The sequence below is a fragment of the Burkholderia sp. MSMB1459WGS genome, from assembly GCF_001534535.1.
Lineage (GTDB): Bacteria > Pseudomonadota > Gammaproteobacteria > Burkholderiales > Burkholderiaceae > Burkholderia.
Window position 1 is genome coordinate 185,016 of the sequence record NZ_LPMU01000008.1, and the last position, 17,429, is coordinate 202,444.

16 protein-coding genes are annotated in these 17,429 nt (G+C 60.1%); 10 read left to right on the forward strand and 6 right to left on the reverse strand.

Translation table 11 applies throughout. The annotated features are described in order from the left end of the window. Window positions 1–15: 15 nt before the first annotated feature. Window positions 16–255: a helix-turn-helix domain-containing protein gene (locus WT97_RS04310; protein ID WP_027781984.1), complete on the reverse strand. Its 240-nt coding sequence runs from the start codon at window positions 253–255 to the stop codon at window positions 16–18. Window positions 256–501: 246 nt separating this feature from the next. On the opposite strand from WT97_RS04310, the gene WT97_RS04315 reads away from it, so the two are divergent. The 10 genes from WT97_RS04315 (at window position 502) to WT97_RS04345 (ending at window position 10,667) form a co-directional block, all read left to right on the forward strand. Further along, complete coding sequence (locus WT97_RS04315; RefSeq protein ID WP_060352947.1) at window positions 502–1,377, forward strand: branched-chain amino acid ABC transporter permease; 876 nt, start codon at window positions 502–504, stop codon at window positions 1,375–1,377. 4 nt (window positions 1,378–1,381) lie between these two features. Beyond that, entirely contained in the window at window positions 1,382–2,455 is a 1,074-nt protein-coding gene (locus WT97_RS04320; RefSeq protein WP_060352948.1) for a branched-chain amino acid ABC transporter permease, read from the forward strand. A 14-nt stretch (window positions 2,456–2,469) separates the two neighbouring features. Further along, complete coding sequence (locus tag WT97_RS04325) at window positions 2,470–3,189, forward strand: ABC transporter ATP-binding protein (RefSeq protein WP_373558471.1); 720 nt, start codon at window positions 2,470–2,472, stop codon at window positions 3,187–3,189. Further along, window positions 3,176–3,919, forward strand: coding sequence for an ABC transporter ATP-binding protein (locus WT97_RS32155; RefSeq protein ID WP_082751340.1), 744 nt, complete (start codon window positions 3,176–3,178; stop codon window positions 3,917–3,919). The genes WT97_RS04325 and WT97_RS32155 overlap by 14 nt, the downstream gene beginning before the upstream one ends. 7 nt (window positions 3,920–3,926) lie before the next feature. After that, window positions 3,927–5,105, forward strand: a complete 1,179-nt coding sequence (locus tag WT97_RS04330; RefSeq protein WP_060353070.1) for an ABC transporter substrate-binding protein — start codon at window positions 3,927–3,929, stop codon at window positions 5,103–5,105. 51 nt (window positions 5,106–5,156) lie between these two features. Further along, window positions 5,157–6,566: an amidase family protein gene (locus WT97_RS04335; protein ID WP_060352950.1), complete on the forward strand. Its 1,410-nt coding sequence runs from the start codon at window positions 5,157–5,159 to the stop codon at window positions 6,564–6,566. A gap of 2 nt (window positions 6,567–6,568) precedes the next feature. Continuing rightward, window positions 6,569–7,114 carry an amino acid synthesis family protein gene (locus tag WT97_RS04340; RefSeq protein ID WP_060353071.1) on the forward strand — a complete coding sequence of 182 codons (546 nt, stop codon included), beginning with the start codon at window positions 6,569–6,571 and terminating at the stop codon, window positions 7,112–7,114. Window positions 7,115–7,164: 50 nt separating this feature from the next. Further along, window positions 7,165–8,199, forward strand: a complete 1,035-nt coding sequence (locus tag WT97_RS32160) for a porin (RefSeq protein WP_082751327.1) — start codon at window positions 7,165–7,167, stop codon at window positions 8,197–8,199. Window positions 8,200–8,703: 504 nt separating this feature from the next. Continuing rightward, window positions 8,704–8,865, forward strand: a complete 162-nt coding sequence (locus tag WT97_RS32165) for an HU family DNA-binding protein (RefSeq protein WP_373558474.1) — start codon at window positions 8,704–8,706, stop codon at window positions 8,863–8,865. A gap of 950 nt (window positions 8,866–9,815) precedes the next feature. Beyond that, window positions 9,816–10,667: a formate/nitrite transporter family protein gene (locus WT97_RS04345; RefSeq protein WP_060352951.1), complete on the forward strand. Its 852-nt coding sequence runs from the start codon at window positions 9,816–9,818 to the stop codon at window positions 10,665–10,667. A 694-nt stretch (window positions 10,668–11,361) separates the two neighbouring features. Here the strand turns inward: WT97_RS04345 and WT97_RS04350 are convergent. The 5 genes from WT97_RS04350 to WT97_RS04370 form a co-directional block, all read right to left on the reverse strand. After that, entirely contained in the window at window positions 11,362–12,972 is a 1,611-nt protein-coding gene (locus tag WT97_RS04350; protein WP_156440204.1) for an NAD(P)-binding protein, read from the reverse strand. A 308-nt stretch (window positions 12,973–13,280) separates the two neighbouring features. Beyond that, the gene (locus WT97_RS04355) at window positions 13,281–14,288 is read right to left on the reverse strand and encodes a Rieske 2Fe-2S domain-containing protein (protein WP_060352953.1); all 1,008 of its coding nucleotides are present in this window, start codon (window positions 14,286–14,288) and stop codon (window positions 13,281–13,283) included. After that, window positions 14,281–15,405 (reverse strand): terpene synthase family protein, encoded by a 1,125-nt coding sequence (locus WT97_RS04360; protein ID WP_156440205.1) that lies wholly within the window; start codon window positions 15,403–15,405, stop codon window positions 14,281–14,283. The genes WT97_RS04355 and WT97_RS04360 overlap by 8 nt, the downstream gene beginning before the upstream one ends. Next, the gene (locus WT97_RS04365; protein ID WP_060352955.1) at window positions 15,402–16,502 is read right to left on the reverse strand and encodes a Rieske 2Fe-2S domain-containing protein; all 1,101 of its coding nucleotides are present in this window, start codon (window positions 16,500–16,502) and stop codon (window positions 15,402–15,404) included. Before WT97_RS04365 ends, WT97_RS04360 begins: the two co-directional genes overlap by 4 nt. Beyond that, a complete protein-coding gene (locus WT97_RS04370) occupies window positions 16,499–17,428 on the reverse strand; it encodes a cyclopropane-fatty-acyl-phospholipid synthase family protein (protein WP_060352956.1) in 930 nt (309 codons plus the stop codon). Before WT97_RS04370 ends, WT97_RS04365 begins: the two co-directional genes overlap by 4 nt. Window position 17,429 lies beyond the last annotated feature (1 nt).

Genomic DNA, 17,429 nt, shown 5'->3' on the forward strand with positions numbered 1-17,429 from the left:
AGAAGCGTGGTGAGTTCAGCGAAGGTTCATGCGATCTTCCGCGCCCTTGAGCAATTGCGAGAGCGGGGTATCGAGAGCAGCAGAGAGAACGAGCAACGCGTCGATTTTCGCGACTATTTGAGCACGCTCAATTAACGAGACGGTGTTCGGATGGACGTTGGCGCGCAGCGCGAGACCGACCTGGGTAAGTTTCTTCATCTTGCGGCGCGCGCGGATCTCATTTCCGAGGGCCTCGATAAATTTTTCTGTGGTCATGCGGACTCGATGGAACAGGGCACATCGAGTATCCCGGAAGGTGCGTCCAGAAATTCACAACACATTGTGAATTTCTGCTTGCCTGTTTTGGGATTCACAATGTATTGTGATATTTGAGTTGCGCGCCATCAGGGTGCGCCACTGAACAGAATGGCCTGCCTTGTGGGTTAGACGCTTTGGCATACCGATGCAGGGTAGCGAGCGTTGGAGGACCCCGGGCTTCAGAATTTTGCTTTTGGAGACGATATGTTAGGACTATTGAATATTTTGAATTATGTATCTTTGTTAATTTTGGTCGCTCTTGGCCTCGCGATCGTGTTTGGCATGATGGACATCGTGAATCTTGCGCACGCAGAATGGGTCACGATGGGGGCATATACGCTTGCCGTGGCGCAATCACTAGGCGGCCAACACGCGTTTTGGGTTGCGCTGATCGTGGCACCGGTCATTGGCGCGGCGCTGGGTTGGTGTCTCGAACGCTTCGTCATCCGGCTACTTTATGACCGACCGCTGGACACGCTTCTGGCGACTTACGCGGTCAGTCTGATCGTTCAGAAGGTGCTGGAGCTCGTTTTCGGTACACAGCCGATGCTCGTCTATGCGCCATTTAACGGAACCATCGACGTGCCGGGCGGCGGCTATCCCGCATATCGGATGTTCGTGATCGGTGTGGCATTGGCCGCCACCGTGGGGTGCTGGCTACTTTTTGCGCGAACGCGCTTTGGGACGAAGTTGCGTGCGGTCATTCAACATCCTGCGATGGCAGAGGCCGCTGGCATCAATACCAAGCGACTCAATCGAGCAGCATTTTGTGGCGGTGCGGCGCTCGCCTCGCTTGCCGGTGTGCTCGTCGCGCCGATGGTATCGGTGGAGTCCCATCTCGGGGTGTCCTATCTGGCCAAGGCATTTTTCGTGATTGTACTGGGTGGTATCGGCTCGGTCGCCGGCAGTGTACTCGGTAGTGCCTTCGTTGGCACGGTCGAAACCTTGCTCAGCTATCGCGTCGATCCTTCGCTTGCCTCAGCGATCGTTTTGATCGTCTCCATTGTCCTGATCCGCTTCCGCCCACAAGGCTTGCTTCCGGGTTTCAGTGCCGCTCACCAGCTTCTCGGAAAGGGGTAAGGCGATGTTCGAACGTCATCTTTTGCGTGCCCGTACCTGGTTGTCACAGCCAGCACTGAGCCGCACGGACCTCTCTCCTGTCGCGATCGGGTTGGCGACGGCAGCCGCCGGCGTGATTCTTCCTATTGTCGTGGGCGCTTATCAGCTCACCGTGATACGAGACGCGCTGGTGTTGGCGATATTGGCGCTCAGTTACGACCTTCTTTGGGGCAAGGCTGGCGTCCTGACGCTTGGACATACGACATTCTTTGGGCTTGGTGCATATGGGTTTGCCGTGGCTACCGTCCAGTTTGGTCAAGCGCCGCTGGTCGGGTTGCTCGCAGGTCTTGCATGTGCTGCCATCGTGGCAGTCGTTCTTGGCTACTTCCTGCTGTATGCAGGTGTCAGATTGCATTTCTTTGCCATTCTCAGCATGGCCGTTCTGATCATCGTGCAGCAGTTGGCCACAAGTTGGCAGTCCATCACGGGGGGCGATACCGGCTTGCTCGGCATTCCAGGGTTGTCCTTGCAACTCGGGAGATTCGCAGCGGATCTCAGTAGCCCTGTGGCGTCCTGGTATGTCGTTACGGCTGTACTCATTCTGATCCTAAGTGCGACGTGGCTGCTCTGTCGAAGTCGCTACGGGAAGGTGCTCATGGCGATTTCGACCAACGAGTGGCGTGCGCAAGCGTGCGGATACCACACGTCGTGGCATTTGCTGTTGGCGTTCGTTGCCTCAGGGGTGGTAGCTGCGGTTGCCGGCTGCCTGATGGCAGCATGCGCTGGCGTCGTGGCCCCGGACGTATTTTCTCCGGTACTGGCCACTGAAGTCATCCTTTGGGTTGCCGTGGGCGGTCGCGGCACTCTCGGTGGACCGGTAATGGCAGCCGTCGCATTGACACTTCTCAAGCACTCCGCGTCCAGTCTTAGCACGCAATGGTGGCCGTTGGTACTCGGCGCGATCTTCCTTATGTGTGTGCTGTGCTTACCGAACGGCATTCGAATCGGCCGTTTGGTCGCGCGGTTGCATCACGTCGCCCGATTCTGGATCGAACGTGTGCCGCAGCATTGCGCCAAGCGAGCCGAAGGAGGGCAGTGATGGAAAGACGGCTTATGAAGGGCATCGGACTACGCCGCGCGTTTGGTGGCATCAATGCGATTGCAGGCGTTGACGTCGAAATCGGCCCACACGACCTGATCTGCGTCATTGGCCCAAACGGGGCTGGAAAAAGCACGCTAGTGGGACTGTTATCCGGCGCGGTTATCCCAGGAGCGGGAGAACTGTATCTGTCTGGAGAGCGGATGACTGGCCGGCCTATGTATCAGTATTGCCGGCGTGGCGTTGTCCGGAAATTCCAGGGGACCAACGTTTTTCTCACGATGAGCGTTCGGGAGAACCTGGAAGTCGCCGCGCTCGGCGTTGCGGCTCGCAGGCCATCTGTGACGCGAGAGCTCGATTCCGTTCTGGACGAGATCGGACTCACGTCGCAGGCAGACGTGCTCGCCATGCATCTCCCGCACGGAGAGCGCCAGTGGCTGGAAATCGGTATGGCCATGATGTGCCGGCCGGCGTTGTTGTTGCTTGACGAGCCTGCTGCAGGATTGTCTGGCAATGAGGTTCAGCGACTCGTGCGCCTTCTTCATCGCTTGCGCGAACAATGTGCGGTGCTTGCGATCGAGCATGACCTGAGTTTCGTTCAGTCGCTTAAGTGCGACACGTGGGTTATGCATCGTGGAGAAATTGTTCGGCAGGGCAGCTATGACGACATCGCCAGGGACGAAGAAATCCGACGCATTTATCTTGGGCAAGGAGCAGGCCATGCTGCACATTGAAAGTCTGTCGGCCGGATACGGCGAAATCTCGATTTTGAGTCAGATTGACCTTACTGTTCAGCCTAATGAAGTGGTCGGTGTGCTGGGGTGCAATGGCGCGGGTAAGTCAACGCTTGTCAAGGCCATCATGGGGCTGTTGCCGCGCGTGAGCGGTGATATTCGCTTCGGCGGGCGGGCCATTCGGGGTTTGCGCACGCATGAAATCGCTCGACTGGGCATCGGCCTGGTGCCGCAGGGACGGTGGATTTTCCCCAAGCTCACAGTGCGGGAGAACTTGGCAATGGGTACCGCGGCCGCTGGTGACGGCGAGATTCTGGACGAGGTATTCGAGTATTTCCCAGTATTGAAATTAAGACTTGCTCAGCATGGAGGGACATTGTCAGGAGGCGAACAGCAGGTCCTGGCCATCGCGCGAGCGTTGTGCGGCCGCCCGAAGTTGTTGCTATTGGACGAACCCTCGGACGGCGTGCAACCAAATCTTGTTGAGCTGATCGGTGACGTCATTCCGACGCTTTGTCGTCGATCGAAGCTCGCTGTGCTTCTGGTCGAGCAGAACCTCAATCTGGTATTGCGCTGCGCGCAACGATGCATCGTTCTGAAAAACGGTCGACTTGTGCATGCAGGCGCAGTCGAACCCCGACACGGTGCTAGCAGCGCCCACCCGTTGGCTCACTTTCTGTCACCTGCTGCGGAACGAACCATGGGTTCGCCGGTAGCGTCTATCGAATGAAATGATCATGAATCGACGCGATTTTTCACGTATGACGATGCTCGGTGTGGTTGGCGCATTGGCCGCCACCACTTATCCGACGCGCGCACGTGCGGTGGCGCCCATCAAGATCGGTTTGCTCGCGCCGTTGAGCGGGCCGCTCACCCGCGTGGGTGAAACAAATCGACATTGTGCGGCGCTTGCCATCGAGGAAATCAATGCAGCGGGCGGACTGCTGGGGCGTCCGCTGCAACTGGCTGTCGAGGACACGCAGATGTCGACGACCGTGACGCTCGAGAAAGCGCGGCAACTCTTTATGCGCGATGAGGCGGCAATGATTACGGGCATGGTGCTGCCAGCCGAACGCGAAGCAGCGCTGCAGGCGGCCAGAGGCGCGGCCCGCCTTGTTATCTACCCGAATTTCGACGAGGGGCGCTGTGATCCGCAGTTGTTGAGCACGGGGCTCAGTGTCGCGCAACGGGTCGAGCCGCTCATTGGTTGGCTGATGCGTGCCGGCGGCAAGAGCGTGAGCGCGGTGGTGTCGGACGTCGGCAGCAACCGTAAGGTACTGATTCCCTCGCTGGAGGCGGCCGTCACGCGTCACGGCGGTCGGTTTCTCAGTGTGTACTGGCTGCCGTTCGGCACGCGTGACTATGGGGCAGTGCTTCAGCGGATTGCTGGGGAGCAGCCGCAGCTTGTTTGGCACAGCGTCGGCGACGATCCGGTGACGTTCGTCAAGCAGTATCGGTCATTTGCGATGAAGCCGCAGTTGGTGACGGATATTGCGCACGAGTCGCTGTCGATTGCTACTGCCGGTGCGTCGACGGGCATCGTCGGTGTCTCGTCCTACTTTATGAGTCTCGATAGTTCCGAAAACCGAACCTTCCTTGCACGTTATACCGCGCGCGTAGCCGACACTCATGTTCCTCGATTGGGTTCTTATGCGGTGATGCTTCCGCACGGCGAATGCACGTACGCAGGCGTTCGGCTTTTCGCGCAGGCCGTGCGCGCAGCCGGCAGTCTGGATGTGACGCGCGTCAAGTCCGTCTTGCCGGGCATTTCGCTGGATTTGCCGCGAGGCAAGGCGGGTGTGAGCCAAGGCGGCGACCACGTTACTTGTGAGGCACGTATTGCTCAGGCGCGCGCCGACAACAGCTTTGCAGTTTTGGACTCGATCGGGCCGATCCAAGCAGTGTGTCAGAGGTAGAGCAGTATCGGGACGCTTCTATCAACTTAATTCGATAAATTAGGAATACATATGAACGAAATTTCATCGATGAGCGCGGAAGAGATGATTACTGAGTATCGTCGTCATGCGCTTTCTCCGCTTGAGAGCATGAAAGCGGTCCTGGACCGCGTTGAGCGCTTCAATCCCCTTGTGAACTGTATGTGCGCCCTTGACGAGGAGGCTGCGCTGGAGGCGGCGCGCGAATCGGAGCGGCGCTGGATGCGGCGTGAGCCATGCGGGCTGCTCGATGGCGTGCCTGTATCGGTCAAGGATTTGATCGATGTAGCCGGATTTCCGACGCGATACGGATCGTTGACGACGCCGGACACGCCCCAGCGCGAGGACGGGCCCGCCGTGGCGCGTCTGCGGCGGGCCGGTGCGCTGCTTTTTGGCAAGACGACCACTTCGGAATACGGCAACAAGATCGTGACTGATTGTCCGCTGACTGGCATCACGCGCAATCCCTGGGACCGGCGCCTGACGCCAGGTGGCAGCAGCGGTGGTTCATCAGTGGCAATCGCGCTCGGTATGGGGCCGCTCGCGCTTGCGACCGATGGTGGTGGGTCGATTCGTGTGCCCGCCTGTTGGACTGGGGTGGTGGGGTTTAAACCAACGTTCGACCGTGTTCCGACGGGCGTGGCCGGTTCGTGGACGCGCCTGTCTACGTTCGGGCCGATGGCGCGCAATGTGCGTGATGCAGCGTTAATGCTGAGTGTGGTAGCCGGTCAACATGGATCTGGGCCATCGGGCTATGTCGCCCCGCAGGATTATCGAGTCGGTCTGGAAGAGGGCGTCGCGGGGCTGCGTATTGCATATTGCCCATCGATCCCGGGCGTCACCGTGGATCCCGTGATTGCCGCGAGTGTGGCGCACGCCGCAGAGGTGATCGAAACATTGGGCGCACAGGTCGAGCAAGTCGACGTAAAGCCGCTCGGCGACTATCTGGGTAGCCGCATGCACGCGATCCAATGGTCGGTGTTTTTTGCGCAGCGCGCCTGCGGATTGACGGAGCCTCAACGCATGCAGCTCGATGCGGACGTGCAAGCGCTTGTGCGGGCCGGTTTGCGCGTCACTGCGCTCGAGCTTGCCGACGCATTGCGTGCGCGCCACACGCTCGGCGTCGAGATGGCGGCGTTCTTCGAGCGCTATGACTTGCTTGTGACGCCAGTGTTCCACTGTGGGCCGCTGCCCGTTCCAGGTCTGCCTGAGACGCTGCTCACGGCACCTCAGCAGACGTCGTGGTGCAACCAAACTGGGTTGCCCGCCATCAGTATTCCTTGTGGATTGCCCGCAGGACTGCCGACCGGCGTTCAGATTGTCGGCCCCTTGCATGGAGATGCCCTTGTGCTGCGCGCGGCACGGGCTTATGAGTCTGCACGCGGGACGTTTCCTATACCGGCCGCAGCACCAGCCGAGAATGCGACGGTCGCTGAGGTATGACCGTGAACATACAGATTGAGAAGATTGTTGTTCACGTGATCGAACGGCGCGCGGAGCTTGGTATCGCGGTCCATCCGGCGCATCGCCAAGTGATTGCAGCCGCGGTTCTGACGTCGAAGAACTGGTGTACCGATACTTCGCTCGAGCCTCTATACGAAGTTGGTGCGGAGCTCGGGACGCTATTGAGCGAGCGTGCGAGAGGCGCCCTTGACACACCGCGCGCGCAGATTCAGGCGTATGGCAAGGCCGCGCTTGTGGGCACTGCCGTGCCGCTTGAGTGTGCGGCGGCGATCCTGCATCCGCGAATGGGCAAGGCAATACGTGCGTGTCTGCCCGGCACCATATCGCTTATCCCGTCTGTTACCAAGCGCGGTGCGGCCGGCGCATGCATGGATATTCCTGTGCATGGTGCTCTGGATATGTGGAGCTTTGACCACTTTGATACGGCGTCGCTCGTTGTGCCGGATTCACCTGCACCGCATGAGATTGTGGTGGCCGTCGCGCTGTCTGAGCGAGGGCGGCCGCTTGCGCGCGTCACACCGGCGTAGCGCACACACGTGTTTCGGCAAAAGAAAACAAACGACAGCGAGGAGAACCAATGCAGAAAGCGTTTTGTGGTTTAGGCCGGGTATGTGCGATGGTAATGGGGATATGGGGTTTCGCAACGATCGCACACGCTCAATCTTCAGTGTCGCTTTACGGGTTGGTCGATGCTTTTGTTGGCGACACGCACATGCCCGGCAGCGCTGGAAGTGCCTGGCAGGTCAGTTCCGGCGGGATGACGACTTCATATTGGGGCCTGTCCGGGTCGGAGGATCTCGGGCGTGGGATGAAGGCGGTATTCACGTTGGAGAGCTTTTTTAGGGTCAATAGCGGTCAGATTGGATCGTTCAATGGCCAGTCATTCTTTGGCCGCAACGCCTTTGTTGGATTGAGCGGGCGTTTCGGTGAGGTGACGATAGGTCGCAATACGGCGCCATTGTTCGTATCGACGCTGCTGTTCAACCCGTTTGGCAACTCGTTCGCGTTCTCGCCGATAGTGGCGCACAGCTATCTGGGTTCGGCCATGGGCGCGGCGTCGGTACAAAGCGATACCGCGATCGACAATTCTATGCTGTATCAAATACCGGAGGTGGGCGGATTGTCGGGGAGTTTTCTGTACAGCAATGCTGGTGTTGTGGGTCACGCAGGACAGGCGAACTACAGTGCGAATATGCTTTACTTTGCGGGCCCGTTTTCGGCAACCGCAGCAGTACAAAGTCTGCATACCGCTTCGCTTTTTCTCAACGGAGCGACAGCACAAACTGCTTGGCTAGTCGCGGGTGCCTATCGACTTCATGCGATGAAGCTCATGTTTTTGTACGAACACGTCGACAACAACAGTGAAGTAAAAGACGACACAGTGCAGATGGGGGCAAGCGCTCGAATTGGCACGGGCAATGTGTTGATCTCGTGGGCGGGTACGCGCCGACGTCCCGCCGTTGGTTCCGCGCTCCGCTGGTCGACGCTCGCCTTGGGATACGACTATCCACTATCGAAACGCACGGATGTCTATGCAGCGTGGCGCTACGACTGCATCACGGGCGCATCGTCGGGTAATAGCTTGGGGGCTGGAATGCGGATGCGATTTTGATCCACCTACGATGCGACGGGGCGAGAGCAGAATCATTCATCAATCATTCCGGGGCGACGAGCCTCGACCTGCGGTGCCAGGCGGCGTCACTACGTAGTTGCATTTCAGTGCGACGTGCGCGCTCGTATGAGGTATGAACTGGCCCGTCGGCGACGCGCATAGGCCCATTCTTCGGTCGTTAAATGCAATCGTGATAAAACATACGACTTATCACGGTTAAAACGCCGCGGAAGGTCAGAAAATTCCTGTTCCATTGCTGTCCCCCGCGAGTTCTCGGCGTGCCGGCGCCGATGGCGCAGCGCCGGCATGAGTTATAGAGCCGACGCTGATGCGTCGTGGGCTCACCGCTAACTGTCTCGTGACCGCGACTATAAGTGGGCGGACGGGGATGGGTGCCCCGCATTGGGCCCCGCGGTTTGTTTGTTGATCTTCGGATGCGGTAGGGTGCGACTTTGACTTTAGGAGCGAAACCGTCAGGCGGTGCTGGATGTCATCACGGACGCAGTGAGTCGCGGCGAAGCGGTACAGTTGATTGATTTCGGCGCGGTCTCGCAAGGGCAGCGTGCCACACGTGCCGGTTGCAATCCGACGACAGGCGCTGAGATCCCCATTGCAGCGGCAAATGCTGTGAGTTCACTGCCGGCAAGGTGTTCAAGGATGCGGTGAGTAGCCCATGACGCTACCCGAAGGCGGAGGCATTCTGTGGCGGGCTGCATCGTGAAATTGCCGAAGTCACCGTACCGACGCGTCCATGGCATGCACTGTGGTCGCTCTGATGGCGGCGACCATTGCTAGATGGTACGGCGTATTGTGGAGTTCGCGCAGGCGGCGAGGAAAGGGCGACATGTGGCGAGGCCGTAATCGGCGGTCGGGGTGCCGACCTGTCAGAGCGCTTGACCCAAGGCTTCTGTTGGCAGAAATCTAACGCAATGCGCGCGTTTTATTTAATTCGACCCTTATTCAATTGTGCAGGCACTGTCTGCACAATCTACGACGAACTCGAAGCATTCCGACGGTTTTTATGTAGAAACTGTAGAAGCCGAGTCGCGATATGGCTAGCGCAACGAATGGATGTCGTGAACCACTGTGCAGAAGGGGGGTTCCGGGGTGAGGCCTGTGGAACGCAGGGGAACATATTAAGGGCTATGTTCTCCTTCATTTCGGGACATGGGTCCGGCGTAGCGGCACAAGCCCTAAGGAACTGAGCGCTCCCCACCGCGGCGTTCGAAAAGTGGTGTCATGACCGTTCCGGCACCCCAGGATTTCTGGCGCGGGCGATGACGTGCCGCTGGGCGGGTTCAATGGGCAGTGCGTCACAGACGGGCGTAGAGATGCTTCGATCCGGGCGCGGCGGCGGGAGAGGCGGCTTTGCCTCTGGCGGCGCCGAAGCTCAAATGCGCGTGCGCACTTTTAGCGCGGTGACAGGTGGGGGCCTCGCTGGTCGGTGGCTGAATTCTCTCCGCGGTGCGGAGAGAATTGGGGGAGTGTGTGGCTAGCGTCCTGACCGACAATGCCAGGATTTAGCTCCCCAGTGCAACCGTCGTCCGCGCCAGGCACTCGCATGTCGAGCGAGTGCCTGGCGCGTTTTTTTTCGTCCAACTTTACGAGCGCACACCATGGCCTACCTCACGCCCAACGAATTCGTCACCAGGATGGTCGACGCCGGTGAATCGAAGCTGTCGATGTCGACCCGCGATACGCTGATTCGCGCGTATATGGCTGGCGCGATCCTCGCGCTCGCAGCCGCCTTCGCGGTCAGCATCACGATCAACACCGGCAACGCACTGGCCGGTTCGCTGCTGTTTCCGGTCGGATTCTGCATGCTGTACCTGCTCGGCTTCGATTTGCTCACGGGCGTCTTCACGCTCGCGCCGCTTGTGGTGATTGATCGCCAGCCCGGCGCGACCTGGGGTGGGGTGTTCCGCAACTGGACGCTGGTGTTCTTCGGTAATTTCGCGGGCGCGCTGACGGTCGCGCTGTTCATGGCGATCATCTTCACATTCGGCTTTTCGGAAGCGCCGAACGCAATCGGACAGAAGATCGGCGGCATCGGCGAAGCACGCACGCTTGGTTATGCGGCGCACGGCGCCGCCGGCATGCTCACACTGTTCGTGCGCGGCGTGATCGTGCGCGGCGTGATGTGCAACTGGATGGTGTCGACCGGCGTGGTCGCGGCGATGATGTCGACGTCCGTACCCGGCAAGGTGATCGCGATGTGGATGCCGATCCTCTTCTACATGGGCTTCGAGCACTCGGTCGTGAACATGTTCCTGTTCCCGTCCGGTCTGATGCTCGGCGCCCACTTCACGATCGTCGACTATCTGCTGTGGAACGAGATCCCGACGGTACTCGGCAACTTGGTCGGCGGGCTGGTGTTCGTCGGCGCGGCGCTGTACAGCACGCACTACAAGACCGCACCAAAACGCGCGCCCGCTTCGCCGGTGGGTGTTGTTGCGCGCAAGGCCTGATCGCGCTTCGCAAGCCGCAATCGAACGCAGGCGAGGCGCTGAAACGCGCAACGGGGCGCGGCCTTCACGTCGGCGGAGGCGCCGGGGCTGATTGTTGCGGTTCGAAGTTTTTGCTAACTGTGGCCACAGATACTGCTAATGGGTGGCAGCGGCGGCGCCGTCGGAAAAGGCTGAGAGCGGTGTTCTTTTCGTGCCCGTACCCGTTGCGCTCATGCAACAAAAGGAGGGTATATGTGCGAAGAATTTGCTAGTGCGCCTTCAGGACTTGCAATGTCAGATGTGGCTCACGAGCGGCGTAATGAGCAAAGTCGCTCGTGATGAGAGCACGGCATGCATGTATCCGAAGAATCAACAACTCGGATGCGTGCGCAACAACATACCTCTCGTCCAAAGGCAGGGGGCGTAACTTAATGCCTGTTTTCTAGGGTGGGGGAGGCTGTCGACATTAAGCCGTGGTGCACGCCTATGTCGCGCATCAACACTATCGCGTGGAATTCAGCGAATGTTGATGAAATACGTCACCATCGCCCCGCTGCTGCTCGCTGCCTCAGCTTGACCCCGCATTAGCGGAATCATTGGACAAGATTGGCGCACGAACGGACACCATTAGCAGAGTCTGAGAAATTCAACAACTACGCTCGAGGATTTCTAAGTCCATGCCGTCGGATGGCCATGGCTGTCGCGCATGCGCCACTCAAGACTCTCTGAATACATCGAAGCCGCGTTCGATCGTTCGGCCAAACGATCGCGATACCTCTTCGCGAACAAATTGCGTGACGGTTCTGCAGACATCGAGAGCAATGCTGGCGCGCTCGTGCCTCGGCATCGAACGCCAAAGTGCCGAAAATGGCAGGTCTCCTTTCGCTGCGGCAACGAAACGGAGCAAGTCGCGCGGTTCCGCGCGCAACGTGAATATCCGCTCGCAGATAACCGGGTCGACCTTGCGAAACAATCCGATGAAACGATCGAGTTGTTCGGCGGTGCCGTAAGACAGGAATCGTGTGATGATCGAGTTCATCAGAAACTCCGCGCGCTTTACATGTCCCCTCGACAGCCGGCGAAGCGATTTGCGATCGAGCCGGTCTTCGCGGATGAGCTCGCCGACTCGATCAGAATAGGGGGCGAAGTTCTTGAGGATGAAGCTCGTACCCCAGCCGCATGGTGTCGTCCACAAGCCTGCATCGCCAATGAAATCCACTCGATCCTGTGCGAAGCTCCGATGCACGCGTCCCGATGGATAGTGTCCGAATTTGAATTCCTTGATTTCGGCGCGGGCGAAACCGCGTGTTGCCTCCTCCTGCTTCATGATGCGCAGGAACTCGGCCTTCGCATGTTCCATCGACATCTTGTGAGGCCGAAGATACAGAATCAACGGGAAGCTCGTGTTGCGATCGAGGATCTCGTATTCGAATATCGGGCGGCCGCGCCGCACTGGCGTCTCGGGTTCTGCATTCGTGCTTGCGAAGGTCTGCCACAGCATGTAGTCGCCGACGACGAGTGGATGTCCCGGCGTGGGATGATCGACGATGTCGCCGTCGGGATGCGAGCAGATCGCACCGAATACCGACCACCAGTAGACATCGGACTGGCCATCGGTATAGGCCTTGCGGATATCGGAATCGTGGCCGCTCGCATCCAGCAGCAGTTTCGCACGATAGACGGTCGGAGCCGACTCATCCAACTCGCTGGCAATGAAACGAACTTCGACGTGATCGGGCCGCACCGCGTGATCCTGATACAACAAGCCACCCCGGATCGACGAGCTGCTTGAGTCGAAGATTGTCTGTTCCCAATGCGCGATCAGTTTGTATTCGTCGAGATACGGATAACGATCGATTGCCGGTGCTTGCGGAAACAGTTGGCTTTCCCAGCACAGGTCGAATACGTCGGGATTGTGAGCTTGCGGCCCGCTGTAGGTTTTTGCCAGAAAGCGGGTCACACCATGCGATCTTCTGCAATGTAAAAGTTCGGGATTGTCGTATAGGCAGTCGTGCGGACAAAACCACGTTCGATGAATCCTTGCCGAGTCGATCGTGCCGATAGGGTCTGCCATTGCTTGCAAGCGAGCGTTGCCGCGCGCTGGCGGCGCTTTCGCGTCGATCACGATCACCCGATGGTCACGAGCCAGCCGCGACGCGACCGACAAGCCGGCTGGGCCGGCGCCAACCACAATTACGTCGCAGTCGAGCACCGTGCTGTCGGACAATGCACTTACGGTTATGCGCGAAGTAGGCGACAGCGGTCGCGCATCAACGCTGTTCGGTTCTTCGCTGTGAGAAATTTTCGGCATTGTCGTATTCTCCATGGGGTCCTTTGCAAAAGGACCAACGGGATATGGAAGATGCCCGAACGGACCGGCTAGCTACCTAACGTTCACGACGCAAGCTCTTTACCGGCTTATCTCTGGAGGAACAACCTTATATCATCGTCGATTGGTCGGTTGTCACATCCGTGTGGCACGGAATTGGGCCCTCCAGGAGATTCGCAATTTTTTGTTACCGCGATGACCATACTATTGAATCTATTTCGGCTCGGCAATCACGCTACCTTCTCGTTGCTCGCGCACTGCGTCCCGGGCGCCGACGCGCGGCCCCGCGCGGGACGCGCGCAATTTCATCGTGCCGGCGGATCCGGATAAAATTGCATCATCCAACGCCGGCATGTGGAGATGGTCGCTTCCCTTGCCAGCAGTCTGGGATGCGGATCGAAGCGACGGTTGGCCCAGATTTCATGATCCTGGGCGACGATGCCGGCGAATATGCGATGCAGGATGCTGATGGTCAGCTCGTTCATCAGCTTGCCCAGCCCCGCCGGCAGTATGTTGAACAGCGACACCTGCACGGCGTCGGTCCATCGCAGGGTCCATTTTAGCGGCGCAGTCGGCGTGGCGTAGGCCCGCTGGATCATCTTCACGCCAAGGCGCGGTATGTGGCATTCGCCGACGGAGAAGCCAAGTCCGTGCGAGACGAAGCGAATCCGGATCGGCGTCCCGAACCATTGGCCGGTGAGATGGGAGACGAGCAGATTGTCCTCGATCTCATGGGTCATCTCCGCGGCGGAGAAGCCGTGCAGATAATCGAAATGGGCGAAATCCGACAGATTCTCCGCCACGTCATGCGCATATCCGCCCAGTTCGCTGCAATGCCGGCGCTGCGTGGAAAAGCCCGTCGCATCGATCTCGGGCACGTCCCGATCCGGCGTGCGTCCCAGATGATCGCGCCAGACGAAGATCGCGCCGTTTCTTTCCTGCACCAACCATTTGTCCAGCGCGGCGCGCGGCGGCGTCGAGCCGAAGGGGGTGCGCACGCAGGCGCCGTCCGGCCCATAGGCAAGGCCGTGGAACGGGCAGACCAGATCCTCGCCGTCGACCTTGCCGCCGTGGCCGAGATGGGCGCCGAGATGCGGACAATAAGGCGTGACCGCATGGGCGATGCCGGCAGCCGTCCGGTACAGCACCAGATCGCTGCCCATGAAAGGCGCGGTGCGCACGCTTGCCCGCTTGAGCTCATGGCTGAAACACAGCGCGAACCAGCCGTTCGGATAGGGCAGCGGACGGGGCCCCGCGATGACGGGCAGCGGCGTCTCGCGCGGCCACCGCGCCTGTTCGATTGGCCTATCCATGGGCGGCCACCTTTTCCCGGCGATATCCGGCGCGGCGCGCGGGATCGTATTCCCACCACCATTCGAAAGAGGGTACGCCGATCGATTCAAAGCTTTCCGGCGGGCAGTCGAAGGTCAACTCGCCGCCGCTGACCAGACCGGTCTGTTCGAGACCCTCCACCGAGTAATAGCGGTTATTGCCGCGGACCCAGGTGATGGAGCCGGCCCAATAGAGAATGATCGTCTCGATATAGGCGCGCAGGCCCGGCGAGGCGTCCTTCATCACATCGTCCCTCAGCCGGAGAAGCAGGCTGATGATGCGCCAACGGAAATCGTAGCAATGACGTATCCCTTCCTCCAGCGAGCATTGATGATCGCGGCACATGATCTGGATGAGATTGTGTTCCTTGTCGTTGACCGCCCGCGCGAGTTCCTTCGGATAGGCGTAGAGTTCCGGGTCCAGTACCGTCAGCATCGCCGACATTTCGGAGATCGCGCGAACGCGGCGATCCTCGTATTCCTCCGGCGTGATGTCGATGTCGGCAACGACGTGGACCAAGATGGGAAAGGCCCAGCCGCCGCCGCTGTACAGGCGCTGAACCATAAAATCGCTGAGCGTCGGCTTGAGGTTGGTGATCTTCAGGATTTCGGCGGTGATGTACCAGCGGAACGCCTCCACGAAGCGTGCGACCTGCACGGGCTTCGCGTAGCGATCGAGGCGCTGGCGCATGTCCCGCGCCGCCATCGCGTATTTATCTTCGTTGCAGGGCGGATCTTCCGGGCTGTCAATCGCCCGCAGGATTTCGCCCGCCTTCTGGATGAAAAGCACTGGATCGTTGCTGAGCGGCCCTTCGTCGCAATATTCGTCGTCGTACGCGAAGGCCCACAGCACGAAATCGGAACCGATCTGCAGCAGCTCATCGGACCCGTAGGGATACATCCAGGCCGCGAGGCGGGAATTTTCCGTATTGCGCATGCGGGCCCGCTGCTCGTCGCTGTGATAGAGCTTGAATCGATCGGCATATTCCAGCGTGACGGCCTCGAAACGATCTTCCGCCGGACATTCCAGATTGAAATGGGGATGCACCTTGGGTTTAATGGGCAGCGGCAGCGGAGGAAGCCTGAAATTGCCGGTCATGATTGTCTCCGTTGGGGGGATGAGGGCCTGGAGGGGGCGAGGATCGGGCCGCCGTTTCGGGGCGCGGGCTGCTCCGGATAGAACTGCATCATCCAGCGCCGGAGTGCCGCCGTGGCGTCCTCTCCGGCGATCAGCATCGGCCGGGCAAGGTAGCGGCGGTTGCTCCAGATCGGGAAATCGGCGCGTACGACACGGACGAACCAGTGATGCGCGATCCGCGCCAGCAGCGCGTAGAGCGGCTGGCGCAGAAACGGCGGCAGGGCATCGATCCGCGCGACACGCATCACGTCCGTCCAGCGCAACGTCCATTTCAGCGGCGCGGTGGGCGTGGCGTAGGATCGGGTGATCACCTTCGCCCCGAAGCGCGGCACGTCGGTTTCGCCATGCACATGGCCGAGGCCATGGCTGGTCATGCGCAGATGGACATCCACCCCCTTCCAGCGGGCGGTGAGGTCGATCGTCAGATGACGGCGACCGACCTCGTGACGCATCGCGACATCGGTGAAGCCGTGCAGATGGGGGAAATGCCGGATGTCCGAGCTGTTCTCGACCATGTCGTGCGCGTAGCCGCCCAGTTCGTAGCAACTGCCCCTTGCCGGCGAAAAGCCGGTCGCATCGAAGTCCGGCATCTCCCAGTCCGGCGCCCGCCCCAGATGATCGCGCCAGACTAGGAGCACGCCGCCGCGCTCGCGCACCAGCCATGTGTCCAGCGCGGCGCGCGGCGGCGTCGAGCCGAAGGGAGTGCGCACGCAGGCGCCGTCCGGCCCGTAGGCGAGCCCGTGGAACGGGCAGACCAGATGCTCGCCGTCGACCTTGCCGCCATGGCCGAGATGGGCGCCGAGATGCGGACAATAGGGCGTGACGGCATGGGCGATGCCGGAAGTCGTCCGGTACAGCACCAGATCGCTGCCCATGAAAGGAACGGTGCGCACGCTTGCCCGCTTGAGCTCATCGCTGAAACACAGTGCGAACCAGCCGTTCGGATAGGGCAGCGGACGGGGACCTTCGATGACCGGCTCCGGCACGATCACTACTCTTTCGAGCCCCGGTTCGCCTTCTTCGTGCGTGGCGGCCGGAAGCGGGGTGCGCGCGGTCATGACGGCGTACGACGCGCGACGAAGCTGAAGGACGAGGCCTTGTCCTTGCGCAGTGCGTCGCCGAAGCTGATCGAAATGTCGTGCAGCTCCTCGAAATTCGCCTTCCTGGGGGGCGGGCAGTGGGCTTCGATGTTTTCCCGGACCAGGTCATACCAGCGGACGACCTCCGCGTTGCTCGGCAGGATGCGCTGGTCGATCACGGCGAAACCATGATCCTCCAGCGCCTTCTGCAAGCCGTCAGGCGTCTTCCGGTGGCCGGAGGCGGCGCGATCCACCTTGTCGGGGATGAACGACTGGTAGGTCGCCAGATCGACCTTGTAGAGGCTTTCCGAAATGATCACCGTCGCATCGGCGCGCATGCGCGCGGCTAGCGCGGCCAGCGCCGCCTGCAGCACCTCCGGCGGGAAATGGATCAGGCTGCCGCGCAATATCGCCAGGTCATAGGGGATCTCCGGGTGCGGCAGCGCGGCGATGTCCTTGGCGTTGCACAGATAGAGGCGCACTCTGTCTGCCAGCCCCTCGCGCTCGACCATCTGGCGCGCGCATTCCATCTGCGACGGGCTGATGTTGATGCCGTCCACCCGGCAATCGGGATAGCGCGCGGCCAGGAAGCGGAGCACCGGCCCCCAGCCGCAGCCGATGTCCAGGGCCCGTCGCACCGATGACGCGGACAGATTGGCGCCGGCCTGCTCGGCGAGTTCGAACTGCAGCTCCATATGCCGACGGCCCGACGCGTCGAGCGGGTCGCTGTGCGGGTCGGTCTTTTCGTCGAATATGCCGTACTGATACCAGAGCTCGCTGCCGATGATCTTGCGCCATTCCTCCGATGGGTCGGCATAAACCTTCTCGACCATGTCCTGATAAGGATCGACGCCGGTTCCCCGGACGATTTCGATTTCTGCTGCGCTCGCGTGCAACGCGTTCATG

What these genes read in the sequence shown, in the direction of transcription:
- WT97_RS04370 (WP_060352956.1), bottom strand. Translation starts at nt 17,428, where the DNA reads ATGAACGCGTTGCACGCGAGCGCAGCAGAAATCGAAATCGTCCGGGGA.
- WT97_RS04330 (WP_060353070.1), top strand. Translation starts at nt 3,927, where the DNA reads ATGAATCGACGCGATTTTTCACGTATGACGATGCTCGGTGTGGTTGGC.
- WT97_RS04360 (WP_156440205.1), bottom strand. Translation starts at nt 15,405, where the DNA reads ATGACCGGCAATTTCAGGCTTCCTCCGCTGCCGCTGCCCATTAAACCC.
- WT97_RS04350 (WP_156440204.1), bottom strand. Translation starts at nt 12,972, where the DNA reads ATGGAGAATACGACAATGCCGAAAATTTCTCACAGCGAAGAACCGAAC.
- WT97_RS04345 (WP_060352951.1), top strand. Translation starts at nt 9,816, where the DNA reads ATGGCCTACCTCACGCCCAACGAATTCGTCACCAGGATGGTCGACGCC.
- WT97_RS04365 (WP_060352955.1), bottom strand. Translation starts at nt 16,502, where the DNA reads ATGACCGCGCGCACCCCGCTTCCGGCCGCCACGCACGAAGAAGGCGAA.
- WT97_RS04310 (WP_027781984.1), bottom strand. Translation starts at nt 255, where the DNA reads ATGACCACAGAAAAATTTATCGAGGCCCTCGGAAATGAGATCCGCGCG.
- WT97_RS04315 (WP_060352947.1), top strand. Translation starts at nt 502, where the DNA reads ATGTTAGGACTATTGAATATTTTGAATTATGTATCTTTGTTAATTTTG.
- WT97_RS04335 (WP_060352950.1), top strand. Translation starts at nt 5,157, where the DNA reads ATGAACGAAATTTCATCGATGAGCGCGGAAGAGATGATTACTGAGTAT.
- WT97_RS04320 (WP_060352948.1), top strand. Translation starts at nt 1,382, where the DNA reads ATGTTCGAACGTCATCTTTTGCGTGCCCGTACCTGGTTGTCACAGCCA.
- WT97_RS32160 (WP_082751327.1), top strand. Translation starts at nt 7,165, where the DNA reads ATGCAGAAAGCGTTTTGTGGTTTAGGCCGGGTATGTGCGATGGTAATG.
- WT97_RS32155 (WP_082751340.1), top strand. Translation starts at nt 3,176, where the DNA reads ATGCTGCACATTGAAAGTCTGTCGGCCGGATACGGCGAAATCTCGATT.
- WT97_RS04325 (WP_373558471.1), top strand. Translation starts at nt 2,470, where the DNA reads ATGAAGGGCATCGGACTACGCCGCGCGTTTGGTGGCATCAATGCGATT.
- WT97_RS04355 (WP_060352953.1), bottom strand. Translation starts at nt 14,288, where the DNA reads ATGGATAGGCCAATCGAACAGGCGCGGTGGCCGCGCGAGACGCCGCTG.